Origin of the sequence: Streptomyces sp. 5-10 (assembly GCF_014712245.1) — a bacterium.
GTDB lineage: Bacteria > Actinomycetota > Actinomycetes > Streptomycetales > Streptomycetaceae > Streptomyces > Streptomyces violaceusniger.
The window spans coordinates 65,141-82,207 of record NZ_JACVYG010000029.1 but is presented as its reverse complement, the minus strand read 5'-3'; the positions used below and the strand labels follow the sequence as shown (position 1 = coordinate 82,207).

Below are 17,067 nucleotides of genomic sequence, written 5' to 3'. Positions count from 1 at the left end.
GCACGGCTGCGGGCCCGCGACAGCTACTGCTCCGGCGGCTCCTTCCCCTCCCCACCCCTTCCCGAATCCGGGTCTCCGCCCCCGACCCCGAGGCTGGGGCTCCGCCCCCGACCCCGAGTCTGGGGCTTCGCCCGCGACCCCGAGTCTGGGGCTTCGCCTCCGACCTCGGACCGGTGTTCCACCCCCGACTCCGAAACTGCGGCTCCGCCCCCGACTCTCGGATCGGGGCTCCGCCCCCGACCTCGGAGCGGGGTTTCGCCCTCCCCGGAGCGAGGCTTCGCCCCAGGCCCCGGGGCCGGGCTTCGCCCTTTCCCGCGGCATCGGTATGCGGCTCCGCCGCGTGGCGGGGCTCTGCCCCTGGGCCCCGGGGTCTGGGGCGGAGCCCCAGTTTCGGGAAGGGGCGGGGAGGGGAGCAGCCCGCCGCAGGCGGCACACCCCGTCGGACACCCCTAAGCGCCCCAGCGGAGCTACTGCCCCCGGCGCCGGATCTTGTTGCCGAGCCAGACCAGCGGGTCGTACTTACGGTCCACCGCCCGCTCCTTGAGCGGGATCAGCGCATTGTCCGTGATCTTGATCTGCTCGGGGCAGACCTCCGTACAGCACTTGGTGATGTTGCAGTAGCCCAGCCCGTGCTCCTCCTGGGCGGCGCGCTTGCGGTCGAGCCCGGTGTCGGCGGCCGCGTCCAGCGGATGCATGTCCAGCTCCGCGACCCGCATCAGGAACCGCGGCCCGGCGAACGCCTCCTTGTTCTCCTCGAAGTCCCGCACCACATGGCAGGTGTCCTGGCACAGGAAGCACTCGATGCACTTGCGGAACTCCTGCGACCGGCCCACGTCCTCCTGCCACATCCGGTACTCGCCCGGACCCAGCCCCTCCGGGGGCACGAAGGACGGCACCTCACGGGCCTTGGTGTAGTTGAACGACACATCCGTCACCAGGTCCCGCACCACCGGGAACGCCCGCAGCGGGGTGATGGTGATCGTCTCGTTCCGTTCGAACACCGACATCCGGGTCATGCACAGCAGCCGCGGTCGGCCGTTGACCTCGGCGCTGCACGAACCGCATTTGCCCGCCTTGCAGTTCCAGCGGACCGCCAGGTCGGGGGCCTGGGTCGCCTGCAGCCGGTGGACGATGTCGAGCACGACCTCGCCGTCGTTGACCTCGACGTGGAAGTCCTTCAGACCCCCGCCGTCCTGGTCGCCCCGCCACACCCGGAAGTGGGCCTCGTACGCACTCACTGGGTCAGCTCCTCGTCCGTCAGGTACTTCACCAGCTCGTCCTTCTCGAACAGGTTCAGCAGGTCGGGCCGGATCGGCGGCATCTCACGCCGCTCGAGCCGGATCTGGCCGTGCCCGGCGTCGGGGGCCGCCAGACCGCCCGAGGGGTCGGAGAGCCGGCAGACCAGATTGAGCCGCCGCCATGCGCGGTCCATCTCCGGGCAGTCGTCGCGGGTGTGCCCGCCGCGGCTCTCGGTCCGCTCCAGCGCGGCGCGGGCCACGCACTCGCTGACTAGCAGCATGTTGCGCAGATCGATCGCCAGGTGCCAGCCGGGGTTGAACTGCCGGTGGCCCTCGACCCCGGCGCGGCGCGCCCGGACCCGCAGACCGGCCAGCCGGTGCAGCGCCTCCTCCATCTCCTCGGCCTTGCGGATGATCCCCACCAGGTCGTTCATCGACTGCTGGAGCTCCTGGTGGAGGGTGTACGGGTTCTCCGGCGGCCCGGCGGGGCCCGCGGTCTCGTCCGGCTCACCGGCCTCGGCGCTGAACGGGCGCAGCGCCTCGGCCGCCGCCAGGTCCAGCTGCGCCTCGTCCGGCACCGGACGGGTGCCGGAGGCCGCGGTCTCCTGGGCGTAGCGGGCCGCGTGGAGCCCGGCGCGGCGCCCGAAGACCAGCAGGTCGGAGAGGGAGTTGCCGCCGAGCCGGTTGGAGCCGTGCATCCCGCCCGCGACCTCGCCCGCGGCGAAGAGGCCGGGCACGCCGGTGGCGGCCGCGGTGTCCGGGTCGACGTCCACCCCGCCCATCACGTAGTGACAGGTGGGGCCCACCTCCATGGGCTCGGCGGTGATGTCGACGTCAGCGAGCTCCTTGAACTGGTGGTGCATCGAGGGCAGCCGCCGCTTGATGACCTCGGGGGACATCCGGGTGGAGACGTCGAGGAAGACCCCGCCGTGCGGGGAGCCCCGGCCCGCCTTCACCTCGGCGTTGATGGCGCGGGCCACCTCGTCGCGGGGGAGCAGCTCGGGCGGGCGGCGGTTGTGGTCCGGATCCTCGTACCAGCGGTCGGCCTCGTCCTCGGACTGGGCGTACTTCTCCTTGAAGACGTCCGGGATGTAGTCGAACATGAACCGCTTGCCCTCGCTGTTGCGCAGCACCCCGCCGTCGCCGCGCACCGACTCGGTGACCAGGATCCCCTTCACCGAGGGCGGCCAGACCATACCGGTCGGGTGGAACTGCACGAACTCCATGTTGATCAGCGGGGCGCCCGCGAGCAGCGCCAGCGCGTGGCCGTCGCCGGTGTACTCCCAGGAGTTGGAGGTCACCTTGAAGGACTTGCCGATACCGCCGGTGGCCAGCACCACGGCCGGGGCCTCCAGGGCGAAGAAACGGCCCGATTCGCGCTCGTAGCCGAAGACCCCGGCGACCCGGTCGCCGTCCTTGACGATCCGGGTGACCGTGCACTCCTGGAAGATCTTCAGCCGGGACTCGTAGTCGCCGGTGGCGGCCTTGTCCTCCTGCTGGAGGGAGACGATCTTCTGCTGGAGGGTGCGGATCAGCTCCAGGCCGGTGCGGTCCCCGACATGGGCGAGGCGGGGGTACTCATGGCCGCCGAAGTTCCGCTGGGAGATCTTGCCCTCCGGGGTGCGGTCGAAGAGCGCGCCCCAGGTCTCCAGCTCCCAGACCCGGTCCGGGGCCTCCTGGGCGTGCAGCTCGGCCATCCGCCAGTGGTTGAGGAACTTGCCCCCGCGCATGGTGTCGCGGAAGTGCACCTGCCAGTTGTCGCGCTCGTTGACGTTGCCCATGCTGGCGGCGATGCCGCCCTCGGCCATCACCGTATGGGCCTTGCCGAACAGCGACTTGCAGATGACGGCGCAGCGCATGCCCTGCTCGCGGGCCTCGATCGCGGCACGCAGCCCGGCGCCGCCCGCGCCGATCACGACCACGTCCCACGCCTGCCGCTCGACTTGCGTCATCGATGAGCACCTCTCCTAGAAAAAGCGGGGATCGTCGAAGGCACCGCTCGCCACCAGATAGACGTAGAAGTCCGCGACGGCGACGCTGATGAGAGAGGCCCAGGCGAGCTGCATATGGCGCATGTTGAGCTCGCTGACCCAGCCCCAGAGCCGATAGCGCACCGGATGCCGGGAGAAGTGCTTCAGCCGGCCGCCGACGATGTGGCGGCAGGAGTGGCAGGAGAGGGTGTACGCCCAGATCAGCACGATGTTGACGAGCAGCACCAGGGTGCCCAGGCCCATATGGCCCCAGCGGCCGTGCTCGTCCCGGAAGCCGAGCACGGTGTCGTAGGTGAGGATCCCCGCGACGATCACCGCGAAGTAGAAGAAGTAGCGGTGGATGTTCTGCAGGATCAGCGGGAAGCGGGTCTCGCCGGTGTACTTGGCGCGCGGCTCGGCGACCGCGCAGGCGGGTGGTGAGGCCCAGAAGCCCCGGTAATACGCCTTGCGGTAGTAGTAGCAGGTGAGCCGGAACCCCAGCGGGAAGATCAGGATCAGCAGCGCCGGGGACAGGCCCCACCACGCGCCGAAGATCTCCCAGTTGGCGCCGCCCTTCATGGGCACGCAGTTCTGGGCGATGCAGGGCGAGTAGAAGGGGGAGACGTACGGCTCGGCGTAGTAGTCGTCCCCCGCGAAGGCCCGCCAGGTCGAGTAGACGATGAACGCGAACAGTCCGGCGGCGGTGATGGCGGGGGAGAGCCACCAGCGGTCGCTGCGCAGATGGCGGCCGGGGATGGCGGCGCGCGAGGGGCTGTGCACGCCGTGCGGGGCCGTGCGGGAGTCTGCGGGTGCGGGCGTGGTGGCTTGCGGGTCGGTGCCTGTGGCCAAGGGGAACTCCGCGGTGGAGTGGTGTGGGGGGACGGTGGGGACGCACCCCGTGACGGGAGGCGCGCCGGGCCGTCCCTAGGGCGCGTGGCGATCGCGCGCGCCGAGGCCCTCGTCGTCGACGTCCGACCACAGCGCACTGTTGTACGGGGCGTCGGGGACCGGAACCATTTCGGGGCGTGATCGCTCCACGGGAGCCGTCTCGCGCAGCAGGGCGAGGCTCTCGCGCAGGTGGTCCGCGTCGGTGCGGACCCGGCGTATCTCCAGCCCGCCGGCGCCCACCCGCTGCTCCAGCCGGGAGACGGAACGGACCAGGTCATCGAGACAGCGTTGGACGGCCGTCAAGTCGTCGTTCAAGGACATGACTTGCCCTCACTTCCGCGGTTGCGGTTGGCGACGCTCATGCGACAGCGAGTGTTACGCGCCACGGTCGTGGTTGTGAAGGGATCTGTCGCGATTGGCGGAGCCACCGGCGGGATTCCGCCGCCGCGCACCGGATCGCGCGCCCGCCGCATTGACCCGGGCGGGTGATCCTTTCCCCTCATGGCCGTCTCCATGGCCGTCTCGACGTGCTGTCCCATGAACCGTCGCTTTGAGTGAGGAGTATATGCGATCAGCGTCACACTATGCCAAATGCGCATATATCCGTCACCTTGCGGAGGTACGAGCCATGCCCATCACCAAGCGCCGCCGCGCCATGCTGCTCGCCGCGGGAGTGATGCTGCCGCTGCCCGTACTGACCGGCTGCAGCTCGGACGACGACGGCCCGCCGCCGCGCGCCGCCTGGGACATCGCCTCCGCACCCCGCTCCGGGACCGCCGGCACCGGGACCCTGCGCTGGGCCCTGGACGCGGCGCCCACCACGCTCAACGCCTTCTCGAAGACCGCGGACACGGGCACCCAGCGGATCGCGGGCGCCGTGCTGCCCGCCCTCTACACCCTCGACGCCCGGGGTCGGCCCCAGCGCAACGGCGACTATCTGACCTCCGCCGACGTCACCTCGACCGACCCCAAGCAGGTCGTGGTCTTCAAGCTCAACCCCAAGGCGGTGTGGAGCGACGGGCGCCCGATCGGCGCGGAGGACTTCCAGGCCCAGTGGAAGGCGCTGCGCGGCACCGACGAGAAGTACGGGACGGCGCGGAACGCCGGATACGACCGGATCGCCAAGGTCGAGCCCGGGGACAAGGAACACGAGGTCAAGGTCACCTTCGCCAAGCCGTACACCGACTGGCGCTCGCTGTTCACGCCGCTGTACCCGAAGAGCGTGATGGGCAACCCGGCGGTCTTCACCGCGGCGGCGAGCAAGGGGCTCGCGGTCGGCGCCGGGCCCTTCATGGTCCGCCGGGTCACGGACTCCGAGGTCACGCTCGTCCGCAACCCCCGCTGGTGGGGCGACCGGGCGCGGCTGAGCCGGGTGGTCTTCAAGGCGGTCCCGGCCGAGAAACGGGCCGAGGCGCTGATGGCCGGGCGGCTGGACCTGGCCGAGGTGGACCGGACCACCGCCCGGCGCATCCAGGCCACCGCCCCGGGCAAGCAGGCCGCGGGCGCCAAGCGGGGCTCCTCGGCCCCGGGCAAGGCGGGTGCGCCGGAGGCGTCGGCGGGCGGGCGGGAGACGTCGACCGGCGGGCGGGAGACGGCCTCCGGCGGGCGGGAGGCGGACGAGGCGACGCGGACCGGAGCGGGGCGGGAAGCGGCGGGAGCCGAGGGAGCCGAGGGAGCCGAGGGAGTGGCCACCGGCGACGCCGACAAGAACCGCTCACGGACGACTCGGGCGCTGAGCAGGTTCACCCTGCGCAAGGCCCTGGGCCCGGCCTACACCCAGCTCGCCCTCAACGGCACCAAGGGCCCGCTCGCCGATGAGCGGGTGCGCCGCGCGGTGGCCCGCGCGATCGACCGGAAGGCCCTGGCCAAGCTGGTGCTCAAGCCGATGGGGCTGCCGTCCGAACCGCTCGGCAACCATCTGCTGATGGCGGGCCAGCCGGGCTACAAGGACCACAGCGGCGCCCTCGGCGACCCGGACACCAACGCCGCGCAGTCGCTGCTCGCCGACGCGGGCTGGCGGGCGGGCGGCACCGGCCGGCAGAAGGCGCTGGACGGCAAGACGGACGACCGGGGCAGGCGGCAGAGCGACCCGACCGCCACCGCGACCGAGAGCGCCACGGACGGGGCCACGGACGCGGCCACCGACAGCGCCACGGACTCCGCCACCGACAGCGCCTCCGGTGCCTCCCCCGCGGCCGGTGACGCCGGGCGGTCCGGACGGCTCCGGGAGACGGCGGTCGTACGGAAGAAGGGCCGGCCGCTGGTGCTGCGCTTCGTCCTCCCCGACGACCGGACCGCCGCCCAGCTGGGCACGGTCGGTGAGCGCATCGCGCGGATGCTGGAGAAGATCGGCGTCCGGACCGAGATCACCAAGGTCTCCGGCGAGAGCTACTTCCGGGACCACATCGCCACCGGCGACTACGACCTGGCCCTGTACTCCTGGCCCGCCTCCGCCTACCCGGCCACCGACGCCCGTCCCATCTACGCCAAGCCGCAGCCCGCCGCCGACGGCTCCCTGGTGGTCGAGCAGAACTACACCCGGGTGGGCACCGACCAGATCGACCAGCTCTTCGACCAGGCGCTCTCCGAGCTGGACGGCGGCGCCTCGCGCTCCCTGGTCAGCCGGGCGGACGCCCGGATCTGGGCGGCGGCCGGATCGATTCCGCTCTACCAGCGACCTCAGCTGATCGCGATGCGCAAGGGCTTGGTCAACGCGGGCGCCTTCGGCTTCGCGACCCCCCGCTACCAGGACATCGGCTTCCGCCGCTGAGCGCTCCGCTGGAAGTGCCGCGAGGCGTCGTCGGCCGTCTGCGGCGCCGTCGTGGCTGGTCCCACGCGGCGGAGCCGCACATCGACACAGCCCCGCGCCCCTTCGGGGCGTTGCCGAACCAGAGCGGACTTCCTCCGACCTGCTGAGGCCGCGCCCGACGGGCGGCGACGCCTACGGCGGGCCTCCCCCACCCCGCCCCTCCCCGAAACTGGTGCTCCGCCCCAGACCCCGCGCGGGGGGTGTGCCTCAGGCTCCGGGGCGGGGGGTGTGTCTCAGGGCCCGGGCTGGGGGGTGTGTCTCAGGCCCCGGGCTGGGGGGTGTGTCTCAGGGCCCGGGCTGGGGGGTGTGTCTCAGGTCCCGGGTGGGGGTTTGTGCCTCAGGCCCCGCGTGGGGGTTGTGCCTCAGGTCCCGCGTGGGGGGTGTGCTTCAGGCCCCGGGTGGGGGTGCGTCTCAGGGCCCGCGCGGGGGGTGTGCCCCTGATCCCGGCCTGGGGGTGTGCCCCAGGTCCCGGGCTGGGGGTGTGCCCCTGGCCCCGGATTGGTGTGTGCCCCAGGCCCCCGGGCTCGGGGGCACGTGCCAGGCTCCGGGCTGGGGTTCCTGATCCTGGATCGGCCCCAGGCCCCCGGGCTGGGGGGTGCGTCCCTGATCCCGGGCTGGGTGTGCCCCAGGTCCCGGGCGGGGGGTGTGCCCCTGATCCCGGGCCTGGGGGTGTGCCCCAGATCCCGGGCTGGGGGTGTGCCCCTGGCCCCGGATTGGTGTGTGCCCCAGGCCCCCGGGCCCGGGGGCACGTGCCAGGCTCCGGGCTGGGGTTCCTGATCCTGGATCGGCCCCAGGCCCCCGGGCTGGGGGGTGCGTCCCTGATCCCGGGCTGGGTGTGCCCCAGGTCCCGGGCGGGGGGTGTGCCCCTGATCCCGGGCCTGGGGGTGTGCCCCAGATCCCGGGCTGGGGGTGTGCCCCTGGCCCCGGATTGGTGTGTGCCCCAGGCCCCCGGGCCCGGGGGCACGTGCCAGGCTCCGGGCTGGGGTTCCTGATCCTGGATCGGCCCCAGGCCCCCGGGCCGGGGGGTACGTCCCTGATCCCGGGCTGGGTTGCGCCCCAGATCCCGGGCGGGGGTTGTGCCCCTGGCCCGGGATCGGGGCTGCGCCCCACGCTCCGGGCCGGGGCTGCGCCCCAGGTCTCCGAACCGGTGCCCTGCTCCGAGCCCCAGACCGAGGCTTCGTGTCAGACCCCCCAGGCCCCCGAGGCGGAGCTGTGCCCCTTCCCTCCCGTCCGGGCTCTGCCCCGGGCCGCGGACCCGTGCTTCGCCCCTTCCCGCGGCATCGATATGCGGCTCCGCCGCGCAGCGGGGTCCAGGGGCGGAGCCCTTGGTATCGGGAAGGGGCGGGGACGGGGAAAGATCCGCCCGCAGGCGCAGCCGCCCGCGGTGCCGCCGGGCGCGGCGATCGGCGCAGGACAGGCCGCGGGAGGGGCCACGAGACGGGCTGCGGCATTCGTCCTCGCGCCGTCCCCGTACCATGGGGGTGAGGCCGAGGCGTGATCAGCCCGGCGGAAGGCGCGCCGCCCAAGGAGCGCGCCGCCACCCAACAACCGGGAGAAGCGCGCTTTCATGCCCACGCGCCACGACATTCGTAACGTCGCCATCGTCGCCCACGTCGACCACGGTAAGACGACCCTCGTCGACGCCATGCTCAAGCAGGCGGGCGCGTTCGCCGCCCACCAGCAGGTGGACGACCGGGTCATGGACTCCAACGACCTGGAGCGCGAGAAGGGCATCACCATTCTCGCGAAGAACACCGCCGTGAAGTACCACCCGGCGGACGGCGGCGACCCCGTCACCATCAACATCATCGACACCCCCGGCCACGCCGACTTCGGCGGTGAGGTCGAGCGCGGTCTGTCCATGGTCGACGCGGTGGTCCTGCTGGTGGACGCCTCCGAGGGCCCGCTGCCGCAGACCCGCTTCGTGCTGCGCAAGGCGCTCCAGGCCAAGCTGCCGGTGATCCTGTGCATCAACAAGACGGACCGCCCGGACTCCCGGATCGACGAGGTCGTCAACGAGGCGTACGACCTCTTCCTGGACCTGGACGCGACCGAGGAGCAGATCGAGTTCCCGATCGTCTACGCCTGCGCCCGTGACGGCGTGGCCTCGCTGACCAAGCCGGAGGACGGCACCGTCCCGGCCGACAGCGACAGCCTCCAGCCGTTCTTCTCCACCCTGCTGGAGACCGTCCCGGCCCCCGAGTACGATGCGACCGCGCCGCTCCAGGCCCATGTCACCAACCTGGACGCGGACAACTTCCTCGGCCGTATCGCGCTGCTCCGGGTCGAGCAGGGCGAGCTGAAGAAGGGGCAGACGGTCGCGTGGATCAAGCGCGACGGCACCATCTCCAACGTCCGGATCACCGAACTGCTGATGACCGAGGCGCTCACCCGCAAGCCCGCCGAGGTGGCGGGCCCCGGTGACATCTGCGCGGTCGCGGGCATCCCGGACATCATGATCGGCGAGACCCTGGCCGACCCGGAGAACCCGATCGCGCTGCCGCTGATCACCGTCGACGAGCCCGCGATCTCGATGACCATCGGCACCAACACCTCCCCGCTGGTCGGCCGCGGCCCCGGCGGCAAGGGCGCCGACAAGTCCGCCGTGAAGGACCGCAAGGTCACCGCGCGGCTGGTCAAGGACCGGCTCGAGCGAGAGCTGATCGGCAACGTCTCGCTGCGCGTGCTGCCCACCGACCGCCCGGACGCCTGGGAGGTGCAGGGCCGCGGCGAGCTGGCGCTGGCGATCCTGGTGGAGACCATGCGCCGGGAGGGCTTCGAGCTCACCGTCGGCAAGCCGCAGGTGGTCACCCGCGAGGTCGACGGCAAGGTCCACGAGCCGATCGAGCGCATCACCATCGATGTGCCCGAGGAGCACATGGGCGCGGTCACCCAGCTCATGGGCACCCGCAAGGGCCGGATGGACAACATGTCCAACCACGGCTCCGGTTGGGTCCGCATGGAGTTCATCGTCCCCTCCCGCGGTCTGATCGGCTTCCGCACCGAGTTCCTGACCGCGACCCGCGGCACCGGTATCGCCCACTCCATCCACGAGGGCCACGAGCCGTGGTTCGGCGAGCTGAAGACCCGTAACAACGGCTCGCTGGTGGCCGACCGCTCGGGCGCGGTGACCGCCTTCGCGATGACCAACCTCCAGGAGCGCGGGGTGCTGTTCGTCTCGCCGGGCACCGAGGTGTACGAGGGCATGATCGTCGGCGAGAACTCCCGCTCCGACGACATGGACGTCAACATCACCAAGGAGAAGAAGCTCACCAACATGCGGTCCTCCACCGCGGATGTGACCGAGTCTCTGGTCCCGCCGCGGCTGCTCTCGCTCGAGCAGTCCCTGGAGTTCTGCCGCGACGACGAGTGCGTCGAGGTGACGCCGGAGACGGTGCGGATCCGCAAGGTGGTGCTGGACCAGAAGGAGCGCGCCCGCACCGCCGCCCGCGCCAAGCGCTGACCCGCCCGCACGGGGCGCGGGCCCGCCCGGGCGCGGGGCGCTGAGGCTCGCGCCCGGGCGCCGAGCGCTGACGCTCACCTCAGGGCGCCCGGCGCCGGGGCCCGCTCCGGACGCCGATGCGCACGACCGCGCCAATGCGCACCACCGCACCACCGCACCACCGCGCCAATGCGCACCACCGCGCCGATCACGGAGCGTAGGCGCCCCACCGTGCCTCGGTGAGCTGCCCACGGCCCGGATCCACCGCTTCCGCGGCGGCGGTCCGGGCCGTTGCCATGTCAGCAACGTGCCAGTCAAACGGTTATCCGGATCTCCCTGTCCGAATATCGGCGTCCGAGCTCCGCATGATGTGTTAACAGTCCGTTTCGCGTGTGTCTGTCTGGGGCAGTTTTGTCCGGATTTCAAAGCTCCGCGCGTAGATGCTGTGACCAAAGCGAGACCCATAAGGTGTGGTTTAAGGGCCGGACGTGCTCAATCATGGGGTCCATTGAGCTCGGGTCAATGGGTCACACGCTGTGGGGAGCGCGGACCTACGAGCGCATCTGGGGGGTTCCGGTCCCTTTCGCTGTCAGGGGTGTCAGCGTGTCTCCGGGCGCCCCCTCTCGTAGTGACAGTGGACTCCTGAGGAGGCAAACCCATGCGCGGTGCCAAGAGCGCCAAGTGGGTCGCGTTGGCGGCGGTCGTGGCGCTGGCCGCGACCGCCTGCGGTGGCAACGACAGCGACAGCGGCAGCAATGACATGAACAAGGGCACGGCGGACCCGAATGGGATACTCACCGCCCAGCTGAGCGAGCCGCAGAACCCGCTGCAGCCGGCGAACGCCAAGGAGAGCCAGGGCAGCCGGGTGCTCCGCACGATCTTCTCGGGTCTGGTGGACTACGAGCCGGGCACCGGCAAGCTGGTGTACGTCAACGCCGAGTCCGTCACCCCCAACAAGGACTCCTCCGTCTGGACCGTCAAGCTCAAGCCGGGCTGGAAGTTCCACAACGGCGAGACCGTGACCGCCAAGTCCTACGTGGACTCCTGGAACTGGTCGGCCAACGTCACGAACAACCAGACCAACTCCAGCTGGTTCCAGGACATCAAGGGCTACTCCGACGTCCACCCGGACAAGGGCAAGCCCAAGTCCGACAAGATGTCCGGCCTGAAGGTCGTCAACGACAACGAGTTCAAGGTCGAGCTCAACAGCCCGGTCTCGTACTTCGCCTACAAGCTGGGCTACGACGTGTGGGCCCCGCTGCCCACGGGCTTCTTCAAGGACCCCAAGGCCTTCGGTGAGAAGCCGGTCGGCAACGGTCCCTACAAGTTCGTCTCCTGGGACCACAAGAAGATGATCAAGGTCCGCAAGTTCGACGGCTACAAGGGCCCGAACAAGGCCAAGAACGGCGGCATCGACTTCAAGAACTACACCACCGCCGACGCCGCCTACTCGGACCTGCGCTCCAACAACCTCGACTGGATCGAGCAGGTCCCGACCACCGCGCTGACCAACTACAAGTCCGACCTGGGCAAGCGCGCGATCGACGAGGAGTACTCGGCGGTCCAGTCGATCGTCCCGGCCTTCTACACCAAGCAGTTCAAGGACATCGACCCCAAGGTCATCCAGGGTCTGTCCATGGCGATCGACCGCGACACGATCACCAAGACCGTGCTCCACGGCTCCCGCACCCCGGCCGACAGCTATGTCGCCCGCGGCGTGCTCGGCTACAAGGCCGGCGCGCTCAAGGAGCAGGTCACCTACGACCCGGCCAAGGCCAAGGCCCTCATCAAGGAGGGCGGCGGGGTCCCGGGCAACAAGATCTCGATCCAGTACAACGCCGACCAGGACCACAAGCCCTGGGTGGACGCGGTCTGCAACAGCATCCGCAAGGCCACCGGCGTCGACTGCGTCGGCGACTCCAAGCCCGACTTCCAGGCCGACCTGAACGCGCGTGACAAGCACCAGGTCAAGTCCATGTACCGCGGTGGCTGGGTGCTCGACTACCCGGTCAACTCGAACTTCATGAGGGACCTCTACGGCTCCAAGGCGGCCGGTAACACCAGCGGTTACGCCAACAAGCAGTTCGACGAGCTCGCCAACAAGGCCGACAAGGCCGCCACCCTCGACGAGACCGTGAAGCTCTACCAGCAGGCGGAGCAGGTCCTCGCGAAGGACATGCCGGCGATCCCGCTGTGGTTCTACAAGGTCAACAGCGGCCAGTCCAACAAGGTCCTGGGGAAGATCCCCTACGGCCAGGACGGCGACCCCATCTTCACCGACGTCCAGGTGAAGAAGAAGTAATCATCGGGACCGCCGGCCGGTGCCGCCGCTTCTCCCAACCGGGGAGCGGCGGCACCGGCCCGCAGGCGTGAGGCCCGCAGCTCATCCCCCCACCCGCGTGGCGCAGACGAGACGTGGCCTCCGCCGCCCCCCAACGGCATGGAGGCATGATGGGGCGCTATGTCGCCAGGCGACTGCTCCAGATGATCCCGGTCTTCATCGGGACTACTCTGATTATTTTCCTCATGGTCCACGTACTGCCCGGTGACCCCATCCGGGCGATGTGGGGCGACAAGGCAGCGGACCCCGCGCAGGTCGCGTCTCTCCGCCATGAGTTCGGGTTGGACCAGCCCCTGTGGAAGCAGTACATCGACTACATGGTCGACCTCTTCAAGGGAGACTTCGGCAAGACCTTCGGCGGCCGTCCGGTCTCCGAGGAAATGGGGATGGCCTTCCCGGTGACCCTCCGCCTCGCCGCGGTGGCCCTCACCATCGAGATCATCGTCGGCATCGGGCTCGGCGCCTGGGCCGGCCTCAAGGCGGGCCGCGCCGTGGACACCGGCGTCCTGATCTTCACGCTGATCGTCATCTCGATGCCGGTCTTCGTCCTCGGCTACCTCGCCCGGTTCATCTTCGCCGACGAGCTCGGCTGGCTGCCGCCGAACGTCCAGGACTCGATGGACCTCCAGCAGCTCCTGCTGCCCGGATTCGTCCTCGCGATGCTCTCCATGGCGTACGTGGCCCGGCTGACCCGGACCACCTTCGCGGAGAACCTGCGCGCCGACTACATGCGCACCGCGCTCGCCAAGGGGCTGCCGCGCCGCCGGATCGTCGGCGTCCACCTGCTGCGCAACTCGCTGATCCCGGTGGTCACCTTCCTCGGCACCGACGTCGGCGCGCTGGTCGGCGGCGCGGTGGTCACCGAGGGCATCTTCAACGTCCAGGGCGTCGGCAACCTGCTCTTCAAGGCGCTCGGGCAGCGTGAGGGCAGCACCATCGTCGGGGTCGTGACCATCTTCGTCCTCGTCATTCTCGTGATCAACCTGCTCGTCGACCTGCTGTACGCGGTCCTGGACCCGAGGATCCGGTATGCCTGACATGACCAAATCCCAGTCCGGCGGCACGGCGGTCGACACGGCAGCCGACGCCGGGCCCGTGCAGGCCGCCGCGGACGCCGCCCTGGCCCCCGGCGATGTCTCCCAGGGCAAGCCGCGCTCGCTCTGGGGCGACGCCTGGTACGAACTGCGCCACCGGCCGCTGTTCTGGGTCTCGGCGGTGCTGCTCGTGCTGCTGCTGGCCATCGCGGCGTTCCCCGGCTTGTTCACCGGGGCCAACCCGCGCAACGGCGATCTGACCAACCACTTCCTGACCAAGCCCGAGCTGACCCACTTCTTCCAGGCCGACTGGTTCGGCTACGACGGCCAGGGCCGCTCCATCTACGCCCGGGTCATCTACGGCACCCGCGCCTCGATCATGGTCGGCGTCGGTGTGACCGCGGTGGTGACCCTCGTCGGCGGTCTGCTGGGCATGGTGGCCGGGTACTTCGGCGGCTGGATCGACTCGATCATCTCCCGGATCGTCGACATCTTCTTCGGTCTGCCGTTCCTGCTCGGCTCGATGGTCGTGCTGAACGCGTTCACCGAGCGCAAGGTGTACGTGGTGATCGCGGCCCTGGCCTTCCTCGGCTGGACCACCATCGCCCGGGTGATGCGCAGTTCGGTGATCACCGCCAAGCAGGCGGACTACGTCACCGCGGCGCGGGCGCTCGGCGCCGGAACCGGCCGGATCCTCTTCCGGCACGTCCTGCCGAACGCGCTGGCCCCCACCATCGTGGTCGCGACCATCGCGCTCGGCGCCTACATCTCCGCCGAGGCCACGCTGTCCTTCCTCGGCCTCGGCCTCGCCGACCCCACCATCTCGTGGGGCATCGACATCTCCGACGCCAAGGACGCCATCCGGGACAACCCGCATGTGATGCTGTTCCCGGCCGGAATGCTGAGCCTCACGGTCTTCGCATTCATCACGCTCGGCGACGCGGTGCGCGACGCCCTCGACCCCAAGCTGCGCTGAGGAGGGCGTACGTGACCACCATCGAGAAGACCGCGGACGACGCCGTCCGCGAGGGCGCCGGAGACGACGGCACCCCGCTGCTGGAAGTCCGCGACCTGCACGTGGAGTTCCACACCCGGGACGGTGTCGCCAAGGCCGTCAACGGCGTCAACTACAGCGTGCGCGCCGGTGAGACGCTCGCCGTCCTCGGCGAGTCCGGCTCCGGCAAGTCGGTGACCGCCCAGGCGATCATGGGCATCCTCGACATGCCGCCCGGGAGGATCCCGCAGGGGCAGATCCTGTTCCGGGGCGAGGACATGCTCACCATGTCGGGCGAGGAGCGCCGGAAGATCCGCGGCCGCAAGATCGCCATGATCTTCCAGGACGCGCTCTCGGCGCTGAACCCGGTGCTCTCCGTGGGCTATCAGCTCGGCGAGATGTTCCGGGTCCACCAGGGCCTGTCCAAGAAGGAGGCCAAGGCCAAGGCCATCGAGCTGATGGACCGGGTCCGCATTCCGGCCGCCAAGGAGCGGGTGAACGACTATCCGCACCAGTTCTCCGGCGGTATGCGCCAGCGCATCATGATCGCCATGGCGATGGCGCTGGAGCCGGACCTGATCATCGCCGACGAGCCGACCACGGCGCTCGACGTGACCGTCCAGGCCCAGGTGATGGACCTGCTCGCGGAGCTCCAGCGCGAGTACCACATGGGGCTGATCCTGATCACCCATGACCTGGGTGTGGTGGCGGACGTCGCCGACAAGATCGCCGTGATGTACGCGGGCCGGATCGTCGAGACCGCCCCCGTGCACGAGCTCTACAAGCGCCCGGCCCACCCCTACACCCGGGGTCTGCTGGACTCCATCCCGCGCCTGGACCGCAAGGGCCAGGAGCTCTACGCGATCAAGGGGCTGCCGCCCAATCTGCTCAAGATCCCCACGGGCTGCGCCTTCAACCCGCGCTGCCCCAAGGCGGAGGACATCTGCCGTACTGACGTCCCCGCCCTGGTGCCGGTCACCGAGCAGGACGGCACGGAGCTGCCGGGCCGCGGCAGCGCCTGCCACTTCTGGAAGGAGACCCTCCATGGCTGACGCCGAGAAGAACGAGAAGGCCATGGAACCGGCCGCGGACGCCACCCCCAACGTCACCGAGGTGGAGACGGTCGAGGCGGCCACCGAGGACGAGGCGGTCGCCGCGATCGAGGCCAAGGTCGACCGCGGCGAGCCGATCCTCCAGGTGCGCAATCTGGTCAAGCACTTCCCGCTGACCCAGGGCATCCTCTTCAAGCGGCAGATCGGCGCCGTCAAGGCGGTCGACGGCATCTCCTTCGACCTCTACCAGGGCGAGACCCTCGGCATCGTCGGCGAGTCCGGCTGTGGCAAGTCCACCGTCGCCAAGCTGCTGATGACCCTGGAGACCGCCACCGCGGGCGAGGTCTTCTACAAGGGCCAGGACATCACCAAGCTGTCGGGCCGCGCGCTGCGGGCCGTACGCCGCAACATCCAGATGGTGTTCCAGGACCCGTACACCTCGCTCAACCCGCGGATGACGGTGGGCGACATCATCGGGGAGCCGTTCGAGATCCACCCCGAGGTGGCCCCGAAGGGCGACCGCCGCCGCAAGGTCCAGGAACTCCTGGACGTGGTGGGGTTGAACCCGGAGTACATCAACCGCTACCCCCACCAGTTCTCCGGCGGCCAGCGCCAGCGCATCGGCATCGCGCGCGGCCTCGCCCTCAACCCGGAGATCATCATCTGCGACGAGCCGGTCTCCGCGCTCGACGTCTCCGTCCAGGCACAGGTCATCAACCTGATGGAGGGGCTGCAGGACGAGTTCAACCTGTCCTACATCTTCATCGCCCACGACCTGTCCATCGTCCGGCACATCTCCGACCGGGTCGGCGTGATGTACCTGGGCAAGATGGCCGAGATCGGCTCCGACACCGAGATCTACGACCACCCGACGCACCCCTACACCCAGGCGCTGCTGTCGGCCGTCCCGGTCCCGGACCCGGAGTCGCGCGAGGGCCGGACACGCATCATCCTCACCGGCGACGTCCCCTCCCCGGCCAACCCGCCCTCCGGCTGCCGCTTCCGCACCCGCTGCTGGAAGGCCGAGGACAAGTGCGCCAAGGAGGTCCCCCTCCTCGCCATCCCCGAGCGCTTCACCGGCACGGATTCGCCGGCGGCGCACGAGTCGGCGTGCCACTTCGCGGAGGAGAAGGACGTGGTCCACGCCTAGCGCCACCGCGCGGGCCGCAGTGTGAACGACGAGGGCCGCCCGGACCGTGATCCCCACGGTCCGGGCGGCCCTCGTCGTCGTTCAGGCTGCGACCTCGCGACGCGCGGCGTCCAACCGAGCCCGTTCGGGATCGCGCCGCAGCGCGACGA

Annotated in this window: 11 protein-coding genes; 7 read left to right on the top strand and 4 right to left on the bottom strand. The window is 70.3% G+C overall.

The window, feature by feature from the left end; all coding sequences use genetic code 11:
* Window positions 1–467 precede the first annotated feature (467 nt).
* From IEJ02_RS28215 to IEJ02_RS28200, 4 genes are all read right to left on the bottom strand, one after another.
* Window positions 468–1,238, bottom strand: a complete 771-nt coding sequence (locus tag IEJ02_RS28215) for a succinate dehydrogenase/fumarate reductase iron-sulfur subunit (protein ID WP_191067405.1) — start codon at window positions 1,236–1,238, stop codon at window positions 468–470.
* Entirely contained in the window at window positions 1,235–3,190 is a 1,956-nt protein-coding gene (locus tag IEJ02_RS28210) for a fumarate reductase/succinate dehydrogenase flavoprotein subunit (RefSeq protein ID WP_191067404.1), read from the bottom strand. Before IEJ02_RS28210 ends, IEJ02_RS28215 begins: the two co-directional genes overlap by 4 nt.
* 15 nt (window positions 3,191–3,205) lie before the next feature.
* Complete coding sequence (gene sdhC, locus IEJ02_RS28205) at window positions 3,206–4,057, bottom strand: succinate dehydrogenase subunit SdhC (protein ID WP_191067403.1); 852 nt, start codon at window positions 4,055–4,057, stop codon at window positions 3,206–3,208.
* A gap of 75 nt (window positions 4,058–4,132) precedes the next feature.
* On the bottom strand, window positions 4,133–4,417 hold the full coding sequence (locus tag IEJ02_RS28200; RefSeq protein WP_137979382.1) for an Rv0250c family protein: 285 nt from the start codon (window positions 4,415–4,417) through the stop codon (window positions 4,133–4,135).
* 307 nt (window positions 4,418–4,724) lie between these two features.
* Here IEJ02_RS28200 and IEJ02_RS28195 point away from each other — a divergent pair, with 307 nt between their 5' ends.
* The 7 genes from IEJ02_RS28195 (at window position 4,725) to IEJ02_RS28165 (ending at window position 16,918) form a co-directional block, all read left to right on the top strand.
* Window positions 4,725–6,866: an ABC transporter family substrate-binding protein gene (locus IEJ02_RS28195; RefSeq protein ID WP_191067402.1), complete on the top strand. Its 2,142-nt coding sequence runs from the start codon at window positions 4,725–4,727 to the stop codon at window positions 6,864–6,866.
* Between the two features lie 1,606 nt (window positions 6,867–8,472).
* On the top strand, window positions 8,473–10,368 hold the full coding sequence (typA, locus tag IEJ02_RS28190) for a translational GTPase TypA (protein WP_191067401.1): 1,896 nt from the start codon (window positions 8,473–8,475) through the stop codon (window positions 10,366–10,368).
* Between the two features lie 637 nt (window positions 10,369–11,005).
* The gene (locus IEJ02_RS28185; protein WP_191067400.1) at window positions 11,006–12,649 is read left to right on the top strand and encodes a peptide ABC transporter substrate-binding protein; all 1,644 of its coding nucleotides are present in this window, start codon (window positions 11,006–11,008) and stop codon (window positions 12,647–12,649) included.
* Between the two features lie 149 nt (window positions 12,650–12,798).
* On the top strand, window positions 12,799–13,725 hold the full coding sequence (locus IEJ02_RS28180) for an ABC transporter permease (RefSeq protein WP_137980914.1): 927 nt from the start codon (window positions 12,799–12,801) through the stop codon (window positions 13,723–13,725).
* Window positions 13,718–14,698 (top strand): ABC transporter permease, encoded by a 981-nt coding sequence (locus IEJ02_RS28175; protein WP_191067399.1) that lies wholly within the window; start codon window positions 13,718–13,720, stop codon window positions 14,696–14,698. The genes IEJ02_RS28180 and IEJ02_RS28175 overlap by 8 nt, the downstream gene beginning before the upstream one ends.
* Window positions 14,699–14,709: 11 nt before the next feature.
* The gene (locus IEJ02_RS28170) at window positions 14,710–15,768 is read left to right on the top strand and encodes an ABC transporter ATP-binding protein (RefSeq protein ID WP_191067398.1); all 1,059 of its coding nucleotides are present in this window, start codon (window positions 14,710–14,712) and stop codon (window positions 15,766–15,768) included.
* Entirely contained in the window at window positions 15,761–16,918 is a 1,158-nt protein-coding gene (locus tag IEJ02_RS28165) for an ABC transporter ATP-binding protein (RefSeq protein WP_191067397.1), read from the top strand. Before IEJ02_RS28170 ends, IEJ02_RS28165 begins: the two co-directional genes overlap by 8 nt.
* Window positions 16,919–17,067: the final 149 nt, after the last annotated feature.